The sequence below is a fragment of the Kitasatospora sp. CMC57 genome, from assembly GCF_045866025.2.
Taxonomy (GTDB): Bacteria; Actinomycetota; Actinomycetes; order Streptomycetales; family Streptomycetaceae; genus Kitasatospora.
In genome coordinates this window covers 192087-208691 of the sequence record NZ_AP035881.2, presented here as the reverse complement: position 1 = coordinate 208691, position 16605 = coordinate 192087, and the positions used below count along the sequence as shown (strand labels likewise).

General features: G+C 70.4%; 13 protein-coding genes. 4 read left to right on the top strand and 9 right to left on the bottom strand.

Going from position 1 to position 16605, the window contains the following annotated elements; genetic code table 11:
* The first annotated feature begins 67 nt into the window (after window positions 1–67).
* Complete coding sequence (locus ACKUU6_RS00940) at window positions 68–1441, top strand: FAD-dependent oxidoreductase (protein ID WP_407986413.1); 1374 nt, start codon at window positions 68–70, stop codon at window positions 1439–1441.
* 28 nt (window positions 1442–1469) lie between these two features.
* Here the strand turns inward: ACKUU6_RS00940 and ACKUU6_RS00935 are convergent, their stop codons facing one another.
* Together ACKUU6_RS00935 and ACKUU6_RS00930 are read right to left on the bottom strand one after the other, a co-directional pair.
* A complete protein-coding gene (locus ACKUU6_RS00935; RefSeq protein ID WP_407986412.1) occupies window positions 1470–2678 on the bottom strand; it encodes a putative PEP-binding protein in 1209 nt (402 codons plus the stop codon).
* Between the two features lie 30 nt (window positions 2679–2708).
* Entirely contained in the window at window positions 2709–4565 is a 1857-nt protein-coding gene (locus tag ACKUU6_RS00930) for an FAD/NAD(P)-binding protein (protein ID WP_407986411.1), read from the bottom strand.
* A gap of 331 nt (window positions 4566–4896) precedes the next feature.
* Here ACKUU6_RS00930 and ACKUU6_RS00925 point away from each other — a divergent pair, with 331 nt between their 5' ends.
* A complete protein-coding gene (locus ACKUU6_RS00925; RefSeq protein ID WP_407986410.1) occupies window positions 4897–5553 on the top strand; it encodes a DUF6629 family protein in 657 nt (218 codons plus the stop codon).
* Here ACKUU6_RS00925 and ACKUU6_RS00920 read toward each other — a convergent pair.
* Window positions 5525–6322, bottom strand: coding sequence for an inositol monophosphatase family protein (locus ACKUU6_RS00920; RefSeq protein ID WP_407986408.1), 798 nt, complete (start codon window positions 6320–6322; stop codon window positions 5525–5527). The two genes, ACKUU6_RS00925 and ACKUU6_RS00920, sit on opposite strands and share 29 nt — an antisense overlap.
* 46 nt (window positions 6323–6368) lie before the next feature.
* Window positions 6369–7082: a beta-glucanase gene (locus tag ACKUU6_RS00915; RefSeq protein ID WP_407986407.1), complete on the bottom strand. Its 714-nt coding sequence runs from the start codon at window positions 7080–7082 to the stop codon at window positions 6369–6371.
* Between the two features lie 363 nt (window positions 7083–7445).
* Here ACKUU6_RS00915 and ACKUU6_RS00910 point away from each other — a divergent pair, with 363 nt between their 5' ends.
* Complete coding sequence (locus ACKUU6_RS00910) at window positions 7446–8264, top strand: phosphotransferase (RefSeq protein ID WP_407986406.1); 819 nt, start codon at window positions 7446–7448, stop codon at window positions 8262–8264.
* Between the two features lie 54 nt (window positions 8265–8318).
* Here the strand turns inward: ACKUU6_RS00910 and ACKUU6_RS00905 are convergent, their stop codons facing one another.
* The 3 genes from ACKUU6_RS00905 to ACKUU6_RS00895 all read right to left on the bottom strand — a co-directional run bounded on the left by ACKUU6_RS00905 (window position 8319) and on the right by ACKUU6_RS00895 (window position 13343).
* Window positions 8319–9425, bottom strand: a complete 1107-nt coding sequence (locus ACKUU6_RS00905; protein WP_407986405.1) for a ricin-type beta-trefoil lectin domain protein — start codon at window positions 9423–9425, stop codon at window positions 8319–8321.
* A gap of 73 nt (window positions 9426–9498) precedes the next feature.
* Complete coding sequence (locus ACKUU6_RS00900; RefSeq protein WP_407986403.1) at window positions 9499–11058, bottom strand: RICIN domain-containing protein; 1560 nt, start codon at window positions 11056–11058, stop codon at window positions 9499–9501.
* A gap of 53 nt (window positions 11059–11111) precedes the next feature.
* Window positions 11112–13343: an alpha-L-fucosidase gene (locus tag ACKUU6_RS00895; RefSeq protein WP_407986402.1), complete on the bottom strand. Its 2232-nt coding sequence runs from the start codon at window positions 13341–13343 to the stop codon at window positions 11112–11114.
* 528 nt (window positions 13344–13871) lie between these two features.
* Between ACKUU6_RS00895 and ACKUU6_RS00890 the strand changes: the two genes are divergently transcribed.
* On the top strand, window positions 13872–14318 hold the full coding sequence (locus ACKUU6_RS00890) for a hypothetical protein (protein WP_407986401.1): 447 nt from the start codon (window positions 13872–13874) through the stop codon (window positions 14316–14318).
* Between the two features lie 442 nt (window positions 14319–14760).
* Here the strand turns inward: ACKUU6_RS00890 and ACKUU6_RS00885 are convergent, their stop codons facing one another.
* Window positions 14761–15474, bottom strand: a complete 714-nt coding sequence (locus tag ACKUU6_RS00885; protein WP_407986400.1) for an MBL fold metallo-hydrolase — start codon at window positions 15472–15474, stop codon at window positions 14761–14763.
* 268 nt (window positions 15475–15742) lie between these two features.
* On the bottom strand, window positions 15743–16564 hold the full coding sequence (locus ACKUU6_RS00880; RefSeq protein ID WP_407986399.1) for an SAM-dependent methyltransferase: 822 nt from the start codon (window positions 16562–16564) through the stop codon (window positions 15743–15745).
* Window positions 16565–16605: the final 41 nt, after the last annotated feature.

The following is a 16605-nucleotide window of genomic DNA, read 5'->3' as shown; positions in this document are numbered from 1 at the left end:
ATGCCAATCGGCTGACAAGCCGCGACGGTCATGCTGTCCCCGTAACACCGGGGACGAGGAGGACGGCATGCCGGAGAACAGCGGAACGGGCAGACACGCAGTCGTGGCCGGGGCGGGCATCGGGGGGCTGCTGGCGGCCCGGGTGCTTTCGGAGACGTACGAGCGGGTGACCGTGGTGGACCGGGACACGCTCCCGCAGGCGGGGGTGCCGCGCCGGGGGGTGCCGCAGAGCCACCACGCGCACGGGGTGCTGTCGCGGGGGTTCGAGGTGATGGAGGAGTTCTTCCCCGGCCTGGGGGAGGACCTGGTCGCGCAGGGCGCGCTGGTGCGGGACGCGCAGGCGGACGTGCGGTGGTTCAACGACGGTCACGAGCTGCGGGTCGGGGACTCGGCGCTGCCCTGCCTGATGGTCAGCCGGCCCGCGCTGGAGACCTACTTGCGTTCGCGATTGGCGGCGCTGCCCGGGGTGGAGCTCCAGGACCGGTGCGAGGTGCTGGAGCCGGTGGCGGACGCGGCCAACGCCCGGATCACCGGCGTCCGACTGCTGCGGGTCAACGCCGAGCCGCAGACGGTGGCCGCCGATCTGTTCGTGGACTCCACCGGGCGCAGCAACCGGGGCGTCGCGTGGCTGCGCGGACTGGGCTACGAGCCGCCGGAGGAGGAGCGGGTCGACTCCAAGGTGGTGTACGTGACCCGCGAGTACCGGCGGCGGCCGGGCGAGGCGGCGGCCGACGCGTACGTGGTGGGTGCCTCGGCGTCGGCGCCGCGCGGCGGGGTCGCGCTGAGCGCCGAGGGGGACCGCTGGCTGGTGACGCTGTTCGGTATGAACGGTGACGACCCGGCGGTGGATCCGGAGGGCTTCCACCGCTTCGCCGGGCGGCTGCCGGTGCCCGACCTGCACCGCCTGCTGGAGCGCCTGGAGCCGTTGACGGAGCCCCGGGCGATGCGGATCCCGGTGTCGGTCCGGCGCCACTACGAGCGGATCGACCGGATGCCGGCCGGCTACCTGGTCTTCGGTGACGCGTTCTGCCAGTTCAACCCCTCGTACGGGCAGGGCATGACGGCCGCCGCCCTCCAGGCGGTCGCGCTGCGGGACTGCCTGGCCGGGGGGAGCGGTCCGGCGGCGATCCGGGAGTACTTCCGGCGGGCGGCGCAGGCGGTGAGCGTGCCGTGGGACATGTCCGTCGGCGGCGATCTGCGGTTCCCGTTCGTCGAGGGCCGCCGCACGCTGAGGGTGAGGCTGCTCAACCGGTATGTGGCGCGGCTGCACCGGGCGGCGGCCGTGGACGGCGAGGTGACCAGGGCGTTCCTGGCGGTGGCCAACCTCAAGTCGCCGCCACAGGGGCTGTTCGCGCCGAAGGTGCTGGCCAAGGTCCTGTGGGGCCGCCCCGGCGGAGCCGGGGAACGGTCGGCGGCGCGACCGGCCCCGGCACCGTCGTAGGCTCCGGCCATAGGGTGCTGACGTACCGTCAGGCGGCCTGCCGGGCCGGGTCCGACCCGAGGAGCACCTGACGGAGTTCGGCGGTGCACATCATGAAGCCGTCAGGGGTCGGCAGGCGTTCCAGGTAGTGGGCGAGGTCTGAGCCCAGCGCGAAGACCCGGACGGGCGTTCCGGCCGCGTGGGCGGACTCCACCACCCGCCGTACTCCGTCCAGGACGGCCGGGTGGCGGGTCTGGTAGGACTCGGCCACCAGGTGGTTGCCGCGGTCGGCGGCCAGGTAGAACTGGACCAGGTCCTTGACACCGACGAAAAGTTCCCCGGCGCCCGCGGCGCAGATCGCCGGGGTGGCGTGCACGGCGGCGGGCGTCTCGATGAAGGCGGAGAGCTTGACCCCGGGCGGGAGTTGGAGGTGTGCCCGGAGCTGGGTGAACTCCTCCGCGTCGTTCAGGAACGGTACCGAGAGGTGCACTCGGCCCGCTGCGTCGCCCAGCCGCTCGCGCAGGGAGCGGAGCACGGTGTGCAGCGCGTCCCGGTACTCGGCGGAGCCGAGCAGCCAGCGAGCGCCGTGCAGGCCCAGTTCGGGGTTGGGTTCGACCGCGACCGGGGCCAGGCGGGTGACCCCGGCGGCGTGGTCGGAGCGGAGGTCGAGCAGCCGCAGGACCAGCCGCTGGTCGGGCAGCAGCGCGTCGGCGAAGGCGCACAGCCGGTCCGCGACGGCCCGCCCGTACGCCGCGACGGCGGCTGGGCCGCCGTCCAGCGCGTCGAGCGGCCGCAGGCCGGCTGCCAGGCAGAGGAACTCCTCCCGGATGAAGAAGGACTCGACCCGCTTCGCGTTGGGCCCGCAGGCGTTGACGGTCTGGATGTCCTGGAGGTCGGCGATGACCGCGCAGGCCGAGCCGAGGTCGTCCACCGACGGACTCCCGGCGGACGGGTCCGAGGTCCCGGTGTCCGGGTCGGGCCCGAGGACGATCGACTGGCTCTCCAGGTCGAGCGTCACCTCGCCCACCAGGTCGGCGAGATCGGCCTGGTCGACCCGGAGCACGGGGATGCCCCGGCCTCGGCAGAGCGACTGCATGTGGCCGGTCAGCCCGCCGGAGCCGCAGACGACGGCACGGGCCGCCACGATGGCCTCGTACAGCGCGGCTTCCAGGGAAGGGGCGATCAGGATGGATCCCTCGCGCGGAGTTCTCGTACGGTTGCAGGTGCCGCGCAGAACGCTCTGCGTGCCACCGGTCAACAGGAATCCCTGAATCCGTCGCCCGTTCACCTAGTCCTCCAGCTCCTCGTCGTTCGCCAGTCCCAGTTGGCGGCGCAGCTGCCTCGGCGTCACGGAGACGTCGGTGAGCCGTTCGACCGCGGCGCGGTTGACGACCGTCCTGAGCAGCCGGTCGCACTGGGATTCCTCCAGACGGAGGGTCAGGAGTTCGCCCACGGACCGTAGTCGGGCGCCCAGTTGGGCATCGATCAGTTCCCGCTCGGTTCGGGTCCGGGTGGCCAGCCTCTTCGCCTCCAGGAGAACAGCCTCCTCGTAGCCCTCCGGGGCCGCTTCCTCGATGTTGCTGACATGGCCATGGAATTGAGCCAAGTTTCGGGCCAACCTGCTTTCCCGAAGCTCCAGTTGCTCTATCGCGCACGCGGCCACCGCGATCGAGTGGTTCTTGATGGCGGCGAGATTGAAGGTGAACGCACCGGTCCGGCCGTTCCGCACGATCTCGTCACCCTCGCGCAGCACACCGACGGCGGAGACCGGACCGGCCGGTTCCCCGTCACGGCCCAGCAGCGTCCCGTGTCCGTCCACCTCCAGACCTCGCCCGGTGCGCGCGTGGGGCACCGCGATGCCCTTCCGGAGCAGATTGCGCCAGAGCGACTGTCCGACCCTGCTGTAGTCCGACTCCCGGCCGAAGTTGGACACCACCAGGTCGGCCTCGACGGCGTGCTTCTCCTCCGGAGTCGTGACCGTGACCACCAGCCGTCCCGATTCGGCCGGAGCGATCCCCTCCACCTTGCCGACGAGCAGCTGCACCGGCCCGTCCACCGGGTCCATCGCGCGCTCGATGACCGACATCGTGTACTCCACCGCACCAACCCGGAACGCGGCGATCGCGGTGCCGAACTCATCCAGCAGGCTGCGCAGTTCGGCCGAAGGAATGCGGGCGAGGACTTCGGGCAGATGCGGCTCCCACGCCTTCGCCACCCGCTCGGCCACCACCGCCGGGTCGATGTCCGGGCGGTTCCGGACGACCACGGCGCACGCCGCCTCCCACTCGGCGCCGACCCGGCCGAGGAACTCCTCACGATTCCGGTACGTCTCCAGCAGTGAGGTGGGGCAAGGGAGTTGTAACACTCCGTGCTCGTGGCCGCCCGGGTAGGTCCGGAACATCGTCCCGGTCCTGGAGATCAGGTGGATCCGCCCGGTGTGGCCCCGCCGCAGCAGCAGGCCGGCGGAGTCGTAGGCGCTCAGGACGGAGCCGACGATGGCGACCGTCGCCTCGGGGGGCAGCGCCTGGAGCTTATGGACACCGGCGGCGGAGTACGGGTGCCGTACGAAGGACGGGTGTGCGTGCACGCCGGCGGCGAAGGGCGGCTCCCGCTGCTCCAGGCCGGTGGCGAGGACGACGTGGTCGGCTGACAGAACCGCGTGGGTTCCCTCTGGATGACGCACCGTCACCTTAACGACAGAACTCTCCAGTTCGAGGTCGACCGCCTCGCCTTCCGCCTCGATGAGCACGACGCCCGGACCGGCCTCCCGCCTCGCCTCGCTCAGGCGGTCGATCAGGTAGTCCTGGAAGATTCGCCGGGGTGCGGGTCCCTGCTCGACGAACTCGCATTCGGCCCAGGGCGCGGGCCAGTCCCGGCGGTCCGCCTCGCGGTTGGCCCACCGGACGAAGTCGTGGACGTCCTCCCGGAACGCCGACATCCGACCGGCCTGGATGTTGAACACGTGGTCCCAGGGATTGCCGTCCCGGTGGTAGGCGACACCGGCCGACCGGTAGTCCGACCGCCGCTCCAGCAGGACCACCTCAAGCGGCCTGCGCGCGAACCGGAGCAGCCGGATCGCCGTGGCCGTGCCGGCCAGACCCGCCCCGACGATGAGCACCCTTGGACACGTGCCTGTTCGACTCATGGTGAAGCCTCCCGTGGTAGGGACCGGAGGAAGCGGATCGTCCGGGCACCAGGCTAGGGGAAGCGGCGGGGGTGGAAGGGCGTGTTGCCTGAGGTGATGAGGTGTCAGAAAAGCTGGAAGGGTGTGTAGTTGTGGACCAGTGAGAACGGGGCCAGCGGCTGCGAGGGCATCGGCCTGCGGCCTCCAGTGCGACGGGCCTTGCGCACCAGACGGACCGCTTCGGTCCGCAGCCGCGCAGCCTGCCGAGTGCGGACACGTCGGCGGGTCGAGACGGCCTTCCGAGGGCGGCGGTCTACCGTGGACCAGCGATCTCGGGTGCTGGGAGGAGCCGATGTGCTGGAGCGCCGAGGCGGATCTCGTCACCGGCACCGTCGTCACCGGGCTCGGTGTGGCCTGCCTCAGTGGGGTGCGCCGGTTACGACAGCTGCCGCTCGCCGCGCTGCCTCTGCCGCTCGGCGTGCACCAGCTGGTGGAAGCCGCGGTCTGGCTCGGCGGTGAGGGGAGGGCCGTTCCGAGGGTCGCTCAAGCCGCCCGGATGGTCTGGGCGCTGATCGCCATGCCGGTCCTGGTGATCCTGGTCCCGTTCGGTGCCTGGTATGCCGCCGGGCGGCCCCGGCGGCTGCTCCCGTTCGTCCTGCTCGGCGTCGCCACCGCCGTGCCCCTGGCGGTGGCGGTCCTGGCCGGACCGGTCAGCGCCGAGGTACACGGGCACACCCTCAGCTACGCCGTCGGCATCCCGCTGGCACCGCTGCTGCTGGTCGCCTACCTGCTCGCCACCCTCGGGCCGCTCCTCCTCCACCCCGACCCCGCCCTCCGGCAGCTCGGATGGGCGATGGCCGCCGCAGCGCTGCTCTGCACCGTCCTCTGGCGTACCGCCTTCGCCTCCACGTGGTGCGCGCTCGCCGCCCTGGTCAGCGTCCTGCTGCTGCGCTGGGTCCGGCAGCCGGCGGTCCATCGTGCTACCCCTGACTGCGGATCAGCTCCATGAGCGAGGCATGGGTCTCGGCGTCGGCGACCGCGATCAGGCCGCGTCCGGCCGGTCCGAGCGGGCCGCCGTCGATGCCGGTGAGCACACATCCGGCGGCGCGGCACAGGGCTATCCCGGCGGCGAAGTGCACGCTGGCGGACAGGTCGCCGCCGTCGGTGACGTACGCGGCGCGCTTGCCCGCCGCCACCCAGGCCAGGGCCAGCGTGGTGGACACCACCCGGGGCCGGAACCGTTCGACGAATCCCGGGTGCGCCAGCAGTTCCACCGCCCGGAAATCGGGCGCGCCTGGGAACGGGGGATCGAGGTTGACGTCCACCAACCGTGTCGCGGAGGTCGGAGCCAGCGGGAGGTCGGTCCCCTCGCGCCGGACCCGGGCGGTCACACCGTCGGTGAAGAAGGTCTCGCCGCTGAACGGGTCGGCGACCGCCGCCGCTCCGTCGCGGAGCGCCACGTTCACCGCCACCAGCTGGTTGCCGACGGCGTAGTTGAGCGTGCCGCACAGGGGGTCGACCAGCCACTGGCGTACCGCCTCGGCCGCCCCCTGGTGGCCGCCCTCCTCGCCGAGCACCGCGTCCTCGGGACGGGCGGAGCGGAGGACGGCGAGGATGGTCCGCTCGGCCTCGACATCGGCGGCGGTGGCGAAGTCCCCCTCGCCCTTGTCGAAGCGCGCGAGCCGCCGGCCGTACATGCTGCGCACCACGTCCGCTCCGGCACGGGCTGCGGCCACCGCGACCCCGGCATCGTCCAGGTCTGTGTAAGAGTCGATCATGTCGTGCAGGGTATCGACGGTCCGGCCGTCAGCGTCTGCCGGGCCGTCAGATGGCGCGGTGGACCCGCAGCTCCCGGCAGCGCCAAGAGAGTTGGCGAGCGTCGGGCCGGGGCTTCCGGTGGCCCCACTGCCCGGCCGCGACGGACAGGTTGACGATGATCCAGGCCCGCCAAGCGGGGCCCACGCCCCGGCCGTCGGCGTACACCTCGCGGCCGTTCACGGACCAGCGCACCGAGTCGGTGCCGAACAGGCAGCTGACGGTGAGCCACTGGCCCGGCGTGACCAGGCCGTCCAGGTAGGCCGAGTCGCCGGGGCGGACGTGGTTGGTCAGTTCGAGCATCCGGGGGTGCCCGTCGTGGTACTCGAGGACGTCCACCTCGCCGTGGCCCGGCTGCGGGTGACCGGGGGAGAGGTCGCGGCCCCAGGTCCAGATCGCCGGCCAGGCACCCTGTGTGGCGGACAGCAGGCACTGCGCCTCCAGCAGGTCACCGGGCCGGAGTTCGAAGCCGCCCTCGGTGTTCTCGGTGGTCACCAGCGGGGTCCTCCAGCGGCGCGAGGTCTCGCGGACGGCCGTGAACCGGTCTCCGTCCGGCCCGTAGCCCGGAACCAGGTGGTCCAGCTTGTTGTCGTCGGGGTTGGCTCCACCCGGTGGGTAGGCGGACGTGACGCCGGCCGCCCACTGCCTCCGGTCGGAGAACGGGGCGTCGAACACGACGGTCTGCCCGGCCGGAGGACTGCTCGGGAAAGGCGATTCGGTCACCGGACACTCCTGGGTTCGCGCGGTCGGTTCACCACGGGTATGCCCGGAGGGTCGTGCACCGAGCGCCTGGTCAACCGGCGTGCGGGAGCGCCAGGACCGGCGGACGGGGGTGTGGAGGGGCGGGCGCGGCGGCCCGAGATCCAGTTCTCTCGAATGTGTGCCCGCCGAGTGCGTGTGGTCGGCGTCGGCGGCCTCCGCGCGCTCCTGCCGCCCGGACCGGCGGTCCGCTGTCGGCCCGGGTGGCCAGGCAGCGGCCTCCCCGGCGGGGACTGGACCGCAACCCGGCAGGAGTTTGGCACCGTCCTGAACACCTGCGAGCCCAAGTGACACCATGCGTTGACGGATTGTCAGCGGGGGGCGTACATGACGGATCGATGGGGCACTCACGGGGTCGAGCTGCTGGCGGATCGCGTGGTCAAACGCTTCCGGTCCCATAGTGACGGCGAGCATCGGCGGGAGTGGGTCGGTCTTACTCTCCTGGACCGGTACGCCCCGGGCCTGGCTCCCGTGCCTCTGCGGGCCGACCTGTCGGCGGATTCCCCGACGGTGGAGATGTCCCGCCTGGGTGGGGCGCCGCTACGGGGGCAGCGCCTTTCGCGCGGTCAGTTGGAAGCCATGGCCGGAGCTCTGACCATCCTCCACGGGGCTGTCCCCGGGCATGTGGCGGCGCGGCTGCCGAACCGGCTGTGGAATCAGCTCCAGGCCGTTCAAGGTGTCCGGGCTCGGTGGCAGCAGTTGACGGCCCTGGTGGCGGACCCGACGGTTGCCCGGGCGGTTGCCGCCGGGATGTGTTGGCTGGAGCAGTCGGAGCTGGAGTCGGGGAAGGGGTTGGACGGTTCGCCCGTCTTCGGCCAGGCGGATGAGAACCTCGCCAACTTTCTGTGGGACGGAACACGGGTTCGCCTGGTCGACTTCGAGGATTCCGGGTGCAGCGACCGCGCTTATGAGCTGGCGGACGTGGTCGAGCACGTCTCGGCGTGGGTGGACAGCGAGGTGGACGTTCCGTACTTCCTCGACCTCTTCGAGCTGTCCCGAGGTGAGGCGCATCGGTTGGTCGAGTGCCGGCGGCTCTTCGCGCTGCTGTGGCTTCTCGTTCTAGCGCTCGAGGATCCGGCCGGTCGCCGGAACCCGCCGGGCACGGCCGGGCGGCAGGCGGAACGGCTGCTGGCGCTGTTGGACTGACGCCGCCGTTTCCCGGGACCTGGGCGGGGAGGGGCTCAGGTCCCGGGAGTGGGGTCAGCCGGCGGTGAGGGTGGTCCAGGTCTGGTTGGAGCCGCGGTTGCAGTCCCAGAGCTGGAGCTGTGTGCCGTCGGCCGTGGAGAAGCCGGGGACGTCGAGGCAGCGGCCGGAGACGGGGTTGCGGTAGCCGCCGTTGTAGGGCTGCCAGACCTGGTTGGCGCCGCCGTGGCAGGCCCAGAGCTGCACCTTGGTGCCGTTGGCCGTGCCTGCGCCCGCCGCGTCGAGGCACTTGCCCAGGGAGCGCAGGGTGCCGTCGGTGTAGGCGGACCAGAGCTGGTTGACGCCGCCGCTGCAGGACCAGGTCTGGACTGCGGTGCCGTCGGCCGTGCCGGCGCCGCTGACGTCCAGGCACTTGCCGGCGATGCCGGACTGCACGCGTGCGGCGGCCGGGGCCGGGTTCTTCAGCCACCCGGCGCTGTCCGCCGCCTGGATGCCGCGACGGAAGGCGTCGGCCATCTTCTGGTACCCCGCGTCGTTGGGATGCAGGGCGTCGGCCAGGTCGGCCGTCGTCAGGCTGCTCATGTCCACGTACGCCACGTGCTTGCCCGCCGCCTGGGCGTCGCTCACGATCTGGGGGATGGCCTGGTTGTACGCCGCCCGGTACTGCTCCTCCGTGCCGCTGGTGGAGACGACGAGGGAGGCCACCAGGACCGTCGCGTCGGGGACGTCGGCGGTGATCTGGTTGACCAGCGACCTCAGCCGGGTGGAGGCCGTGGAGGGCTGGTAGTTCCCGTTGAGGTCGTTGGTGCCGATCTCCAGCGTCACGACGTTGGGCCGGTAGCGGGTCAGCGGAGCGTCGGCGAGTGCGGCGATCTGGTCGATGCGGTAGCCGGAGTGGCCCTCGTTGTCGGGATCCGACATCGAACCGCCCCGCCCGGTGCCGACGAAGTCCAGCGGGTGGCCGTCCGCCGTGAGCCTGTCCCACAACGGAGCCCGGTAGCCGTTGCCCGTGCTGCTGCCGACGCCCCAGGTGATCGAGTCGCCCAGCGGCATGACCCGCAGCGGCGTGTTGGCGGCGGCGGAGGCCGAGGTCGCGCCGGTCACCGCCGTTCCGAGCGTGGCGGCGACGAGCGAGATCAGGGGGAGTACCCAGGACTTCTTCATGCAGGCCTTCTCTTCCGTGAGTCGGGGCGCTGACTGACGCGCCGTCAGAACGGCACTCTGTTGACAGGTGCCGTCACCAGCCGGTCGGCAGACCGGAGATGAACGAGGTGAGCCGGTCGGCGATGAGCCGGTCGTCGTGGGCCGAGTAGTGCCAGTCGCAGCCGAGGAAGTCCAGGCCGGAGCTGTCGAGCGCCCAGGCGCGGACCCCGCCGTCGCCGGCGTCGTTGCGTGCCTTGACCACCTGCTGGACGTGGTCGGCGTACTGGCCGGCGGCGACCGCCACGATGGTCGTCCCGGTCCCGTACCGCGTGCGCAGCTTCTGGAGGAAGTCGCCGTAGGCGTTGCGGTAGGCGGCAGCGAGGCTGTCGGCGGTCCACGGCTCACCAGGGTTGACGGCGGTCGAGAAGTCGTTGGTACCGAGGTTGACCACCACGACCTGAGGATGCCAGGTGCCGGAGTTCTGCCAGACGTCGCCGGACACGTTCAGCAGGGCGCGGTCGTAGAAGCTCCGGTAGGTGACGTCCGGTGAGCCTCCGTTGAAGTTGCGCACCATGCCGAGGCCGGAGTAGCCGTTGATCTGATAGTCGGCGTTGAACTGCCGTGCGGTGAGGGCGCCGTAGCTCACGTCGGCGTTGGTGCTGTGCCTGAGCTGATCCCCGGTGCAGGCGCGGGAGGTCGAGAGGTTGCCGTAGCCCGCCGTGAGGGAGTCGCCGATAAACTCGATCTGACGGCTCCGGGCGGCCGGCTTGCCCAGTACGGCACCGCCGGACGCGGCGACGAAGCCGCCGAACGTACTGGTGTCCCAGGGGGTGTCGTTGCGCTTGACGAGCCGGACGGTGTGCGTGCTGTTCGACAGGCCGTTGATCCAGTGCGTGGTGTTGCCGGGCGTGACGAGCGTGACGACGGTGGCCCCGTCGATCTGGACGTCGTAGTCGGCGGCCGAGTCGTCGAGCACGATCCCCACGCCGGTGCCGCTGACCCGGCCCTCGAAGTACACGCCGGGCCAGCTGTACTGCACCGTGCTTCCGGCGTCCTTGACCCGACCGGCGGTGTGCACCTGCGCCAACACGCCTGACACGCGGACCAGTCGCCACTGCTGATTGGCCCCGCCCCAGTCGGTGAACTGGACCACCTTGGCACCGTCCGCAGTGGAGCCGTTGTCGACCTCGACGGCCTTGCCGCTGTTGCGGTTGATCAGCCGGACGTAGCCGTCCGCCGAATCCGCCAGCCGGAACTGCTGGTTGGCGCTGCCCGCGTCGCTCCACTGCACGAGGTCCGCGTGGTCCACGGTGGAGTAGCCGTAGACGTCCAGCACCTTGCCCGAGTGCTGCGCCTTCAGCCGGTAGTAGCCGCCACCCGAGTCGACGAACTGGAACCGCTGGTTGGCGCCGTCATGGCGGGTCCACTGCGAGAGGGCCGCCCCGTCGGCCGTGCTCGCTCCGGCCACGTCGAGTGCCTTGCCGCTGCCCCGGTTGACCAGCACGTACCAGGCACCGGTGTCCACGGTGGCCGCCCGTGCCGTCCCGGCGGCCCCCAACCCGGTCAGCAGGGCCGCCAGGATGGCGGTCACCGCGGTGAGCACACCCGTACGTCTCCCGCGTCGCCACCACCACGCGCTGAGTGTCGGTCGCATGCCGTCCCTCTCCCCTCGTCTTCCTTCTTCCGAGTGCGACAGTGCTCGCCCGGCTACACCGCGGTGAAGCTCCACAGCAGGTTGGAACTGCTGTTGTAGGTCCACTGCTTGGTGACGGAGCCCGATGTGACGTTGCCGCCGCCGTCGAGGACCAGACCGGTGGTGCGGTTGGCGACCGAGTAGTGGTCGCCGCCCCGGTGGGTGATGGCCCACTGCTGGTTGGTGCCGCCGTTCCAGGCGGCCTGCCGGGCGGTGGAGCCGTTGGCGGTGGCGCCCCAGCCGTCCGCGACCATGCCGTTCGTGCGGTTGACCAGTCGGTAGTAGCCGCCTCCGACCGGCTCCGCATGCCACTGGAGGTTCGAACTGCCGTCCCAGGTCCACTGCTTGAGGTCCGAGCCGGAGGCGACGTTGCCGCCGCTGTCCAGGGCGAGGCCGTTGGTGGCGTTGGTGATCCGGAAGTACGTGGCCGGGTTGAACTGGACCCGCAGCGAGGTGATCTGGTCGTTGTTGCCGGTGACCCTGAGGTCCGGATTGTCGGCGGTGAAGGTCCAGGAGGTGCCGGTGAAGTTGTCCCCGGAGTACCCGACCACCTGGTAGCCGGGAGCAGGCCGCAGGGAGGAGAGAGTACGCGTGCCAACTCCGGCTGCGGTCAAATCCGTTGCGGTGTAGTCGCCGAGCGCGAGCGTGGCGTAGGCGCCGCTGTAGCCGACGTCCGCGAAGCCGATGGCACCGGCGGCGGGTCGCAGGCCCGGGATGGTGCCGGAGAAGGCGAACTTGAGCACGTAGGCGTTGGCACCGTACGGAGCCGAGGAGGGCAGGGCGATCGTGAGGCCGGACGCGCTCTGGGTGGGCGTGGGCAGGTCGATGTAGGTGCCGGCGGTGGTCCCCAGGAGCTTCACCGACGAAAGCGAGGAGAGACCGATCCGGTCCGAGCCGAGCGTCTTGACGGTCAGCGAACTACCGGGCCAGCCAAGGACGGTGGCGTACAGAACGGTGCCGGCCTTGTTTCGGGTGAAGCGGATGTCCTGCGGCGTACCGGCGTGGGGCGTGGTGAACGCGCCGCCGCCCATCTTCGTCGGACCCTCGCCGTACGCCGTCCAGGCGCGGGTCGAGTACAGCGACTCGCCGAAGCGCTTCAGGTGGTCCCCGATGGCGAGCAGGACGTCCTTCTGCGCCTGGGGGATGGTGCCGTCGGCCATCGGCGCGATGTTCAGCAGCATGTTGCCGTTCTTGCTGACCCGGTCGATGAACGAGTGCAGCATCTGCTGGGTGCTGTAGTAGCCGATGCCCTGGGTCCAGCACCAGCTGGAGCTGGAGATGCTGTCGTCGGTCAGCCAGTACGGGGAGGTGACGTCGGCCGGGCCGCCGCGCTCGTAGTCGAAGACCTCGCCCTTGCCGTTCAGGCCGTCCTTGTAGGTGGCGACCACCTCGCGGCCCCAGCCGTTGGCCTGGTTGTAGTAGTACGCCAGGAACTTCAGGCGCTGCGTCTCGTCGACGGCGCTCAGGTCGAAGTCCTGCCAGAGGATGTCCGGTTGGGCGCGGTCGATGACCTCCTTGAGCTTGTCGTACCAGAGCTGGTTCTGCGCGGCCGAGCCCAACTGCCCGTAGAGCTTCTTGAGGCTGGGATCCGTCTGGGCGGGGACGAACTCGTAGAACCCGTTGAAGTTGTAGGCGTGGTGCATGGCCACCAGCAGCTTCAGACCCTTGGCGCGGATCGCCGTGGAGAAGAGCTGCAGCAGGTCGAGCCCCGGTCCCTTGTTCACCGAGTTCCACTCGTTGACCTGACTGCCCCACATGGAGAAACCGTCGTGGTGCTCGGCAACCGGCCCGGCGAACCTGGCACCGGCATCCACGAACAGCTGCGCCCATTCGTCGGGGTCGAAGTTTCCACCCGCGGACTTCAGCTTCGGCGCGAACTTCACCGGGTTGCCCGCCAGGTCCCGGGCTCCGTTGATGAAGTTGTGGTACGGCCAGGCGGACGGCTGGCCGTAGACCGCGATGTGGTGCTGGTTGGCGGAGTTCCCGGCCTGGTACATGTTGCGCGGGTACCACTCGTTGCCGTACGCGGGCACGCTGAAGACGCCCCAGTGGAAGTAGATCCCGAACTTCGCGTCCTGGAACCACTCCGGCGCCGCCGGGTGCTGGTCCACCGAGCTCCAGTCAGGCGTGTACGTGCTCGGCGCCGCCTGGGCGATCCCGGCACCGAGTGCGCCTCTGGCCATGGCCGCCGCGGCCACCAGGGTGGCGCCGGCCAGAAAGTTGCGCCTGCTGAACGAGCTTGTCATGGACACGTCCCTTGCGCTCGAGGGGGAATGGGGGAGTGCTGGGGTTCGAGCAAGTGGCCCGGCGGGCGATGGGCGCCGCTTGTTACGAATGAAGGTCCGCCATGTAGCCATGGGATGTCAACGGGTGAGCGGCGACCGGAATGGGCTGCTGGTGGAGTGGTTTGCCTATTTTCGTGACGGTCTGTCATGAACTGCGGCGCGGGCAGACATGGAATGTCTGATGCTGGCTCATGGTCGGTCAGGCTCCTTGAGGGCCAAGGATCGACGGGGTGGATTCTCCGTCGATGGCGCGCGCGAGGTGTCCCGGTCGGGCCTGCGTTGCTGCGCCTGTTCCGGTGTGAACATATGCTCGGCACCCCGTAAACATCCCATGTCTGAGCGGCCGAGCGGGCGGTGACTGCAACGGCGTGGGACTGACGTCATGTCACCCGCCCCTGGCGCTGGGGGAGCGGCCTGATCTTGTCATTCGACCCAGGGCCCTGGATTCTGGCGTGGTCAAGGTTGTGCCAGGGGATGGGGCAAGTCGCGGTGATCGAGTCCGTCAGGTACCCCTCGCAGTGCTCGGGCTGTGGCTCGGAGACGGAGTGCGTCGGCGTTCAGGCGTTGGTCGGGCAGAGGCTCGAATGGGACATCGGCTACCACTGCCCAGTCTGTGACGACGCGTCGTACGAGTGTGGTCCAGGAGGAAGCCGGATACCTGACGACCTGCGTCGGCGTCTTCTGGCGGAGCACGGTGAGGCGCGGCTCGTACTGAGTGATCCTCTCGCCGGCCCGGCCGTCGTGATGAAGGTTCTTCGCGCCGAGCTCGGCGGAGAACTGGCAGAGGCGAAGGCGGCACTTCAGCAGATCAGGGCCGGCGTGTTCGCAGGGACGATGCCGGAGATGACTCTTCTCGTTCACCGCTTGCGGACTGCTGGTGTCAAGGCGGCGGCCGAACGTGCGGAGCAGTGTGACGAAGCCTCAGCCCCTTGCTGATCCCGGGCATGGCGAGGTGGAGGCAGCGGGCTTCGTCGAGGGCGCCAGCGTGACAGGGGGGAGGAGTGGGACGGCACCCCCAGGCGCCTGTGGCTGATGCCTGGTGAGGTGAATAGTTGCTGGGCGAGGTGGCCCTGGCCGACTCCGGCAGGTTGGGCATGTGCCCATCCGGCCCGGTCGCCGGGAGGGGGTCGGCAGACCTTCGCAGTGAAGGTTCACTTCGGCTGATCGGGCTTGTCTGCCTTGCCCGTTGCCGCCGCCTGCCCGGTATCCCTGACGGCCTCGCAGAGGCAGTGCCCGAAGCCGGGCAGTCGGCGTGCTCCGGCCATGATCTTCCTCTCGGAGGCGCGCCGAAGAGGCCGAGGAACGCGCTGTCGCCATCCCCTGGGGGCAGGCCCGGTGTGCTGCCGGGGCGCTGCGTTGCTCCGTCCGTGTAGGGGGATCAGTGGGCTGCGGTGCGGATCGTGGCGGTGAGGTCGGTGGGGGTGCCGTGCCAGGGGGCGCCGTGGCCCGGCAGGATCCAGGAGGTCGTCAGGTGGGTGAGGCGGTCGAGTGACGCGAGGGCTTGGGCGGGGTGGTCCGTGAAGGGCGCGGGCTGGGGACCGGTACGGCCGGTGAGTACGTGACGGGTGGTCAGCGCATCGCCGACGCAGACCGCGTCCACGGAGGGCAGGTGGACGGCGACGCTGCCGGGTGAGTGGCCCGGCATGGCGATGATGACCGGGCTGCCGGGCAGGGCGAGGACGTCGCCGTCGGAGATCTCGGTGACCTCCTTGAGGTATTCGGTTCGGAGGCCGTTCTTGCGCAGCCCGTACCAGAAGAAGCCCAGGGCGGGGGCCGGCCGCATCGGTCCCGCCGGAGCCTTGGGCTTCTCGCCGGTTCGTGCGCGGTGCGCGTCGGCACTGTGCACGTACACCGGGACGCCGTGATCGCGGCGAAGACGTTCCGCGAAGCCGATGTGGTCGCTGTCGCCGTGCGTGAGGATCAGGCCACGGATGTCGGCCGGGGTCTTGCCGAGGGCGTCCAGCTCCTGCTGGAGGTCACTCCAGTGGCCGGGGAGTCCGGCATCGATCAGGGTGATGCCTTCGGGGGAGTCGAAGAGGTAGCAGGCCACGATGTCGGTTCCGAGCCGGTGCAGGTGCGGGGCAAGTTCCATGACGTCACTTCCGTTGCGGCGGACGGGGGTTGGCCAGATTCGGTGGCTGGATGGTGCGATACCTACGCTACTTAGCTTCCTTGGCTATGGTCAATAGCTTTTGGTGCAGGAGTGAGGTGGCACCTCGGCCATTGGCGGCACTGATCGCCGGCGGAGTGAGCGCAAAGCACAGCGCTGTACGCAGATGGGTGGAGCGACACCCGCCGCGCCCGGGCGGGGCGGGTGTCCCCGTGGCCCCTGGCGGGTCGGGGCTCCGGGCCCGCCGGGGTCAGAGGGTGCGGGCAGTCGCGCCGTAGCCGAGTACCTTCGACGGGGTCTGAGCGTCCACCGCGTGGCCCGGGGTGGGCCGCCAGTCCGCCATCAGGGTCAGCCCCGGCTCGACGAGTTCCATCCCCTCGAACCAGGACGCGATCACGTCTCGCGGACGGACGTGGAGCTGCTGGCCCACGCCGGCGAGGTAGGCGTCGGTCATCCGACCGACCTGGGCCCGCGTCTCAGGGTCGGCCAGGTCGTCGGACAGGTGCGAGATCGCCAGGAAGCTGCCGGGCGCGCAGGTGTCCCGGTAGCGGGCCACCAGCTCGGCCGGGTCGTCCTTGTCGTCGACGAACACCAGCAGGCCGCCCATCAGAATGCCTACCGGCCGGCTGAGGTCGATCAGCTCGCGGACCCTGGGGTGCTCCCAGATCCGCTCCGGGAACCGGCCGTCCGCCTCGACCATCGCCACCAGCGGCTCGTCCGCGAGGATCTCCTCGCCGTGCAGCACGGCCGAGGGCTCGTGGTCCACGTACACCACCCGGGCCTTCGGGTTCCGGGCGTGCGCCACCTCGTGCACGTTACCCATGGTGGGCAGCCCGGACGCGAGGTCGACGAACTGGTCCACCCCCTGCGTGAGCAGGTACCGCACCGTACGTCGCAGCCAGTCCCGGTTCGCGCGGGCGAGCAGCTCGACGCTGGGCAGTATCGACCTGATCCGCTCGGCCTTCTGCCGGTCCACATCGAAGTTGTAGAGCCCACCCAGGTAGTAGTCGTAGATCCGCGCGATGTTGGCGGATTCGACGTCGGCCACCGGACGCCCGGTGCTTGTGGTCATGGGGATCCCTCGCCTCGAATGGCGGCACATCACGACGGCAT

Bases quoted from the DNA above. Each gene is read 5' to 3' on its own strand.
- ACKUU6_RS00940 (WP_407986413.1), top strand. From the start codon at position 68: ATGCCGGAGAACAGCGGAACGGGCAGACACGCAGTCGTGGCCGGGGCG.
- ACKUU6_RS00930 (WP_407986411.1), bottom strand. From the start codon at position 4,565: ATGAGTCGAACAGGCACGTGTCCAAGGGTGCTCATCGTCGGGGCGGGT.
- ACKUU6_RS00925 (WP_407986410.1), top strand. From the start codon at position 4,897: ATGTGCTGGAGCGCCGAGGCGGATCTCGTCACCGGCACCGTCGTCACC.
- ACKUU6_RS00920 (WP_407986408.1), bottom strand. From the start codon at position 6,322: ATGATCGACTCTTACACAGACCTGGACGATGCCGGGGTCGCGGTGGCC.
- ACKUU6_RS00910 (WP_407986406.1), top strand. From the start codon at position 7,446: ATGACGGATCGATGGGGCACTCACGGGGTCGAGCTGCTGGCGGATCGC.
- ACKUU6_RS00905 (WP_407986405.1), bottom strand. From the start codon at position 9,425: ATGAAGAAGTCCTGGGTACTCCCCCTGATCTCGCTCGTCGCCGCCACG.
- ACKUU6_RS00900 (WP_407986403.1), bottom strand. From the start codon at position 11,058: ATGCGACCGACACTCAGCGCGTGGTGGTGGCGACGCGGGAGACGTACG.
- ACKUU6_RS00895 (WP_407986402.1), bottom strand. From the start codon at position 13,343: ATGACAAGCTCGTTCAGCAGGCGCAACTTTCTGGCCGGCGCCACCCTG.
- ACKUU6_RS00885 (WP_407986400.1), bottom strand. From the start codon at position 15,474: ATGGAACTTGCCCCGCACCTGCACCGGCTCGGAACCGACATCGTGGCC.
- ACKUU6_RS00880 (WP_407986399.1), bottom strand. From the start codon at position 16,564: ATGACCACAAGCACCGGGCGTCCGGTGGCCGACGTCGAATCCGCCAAC.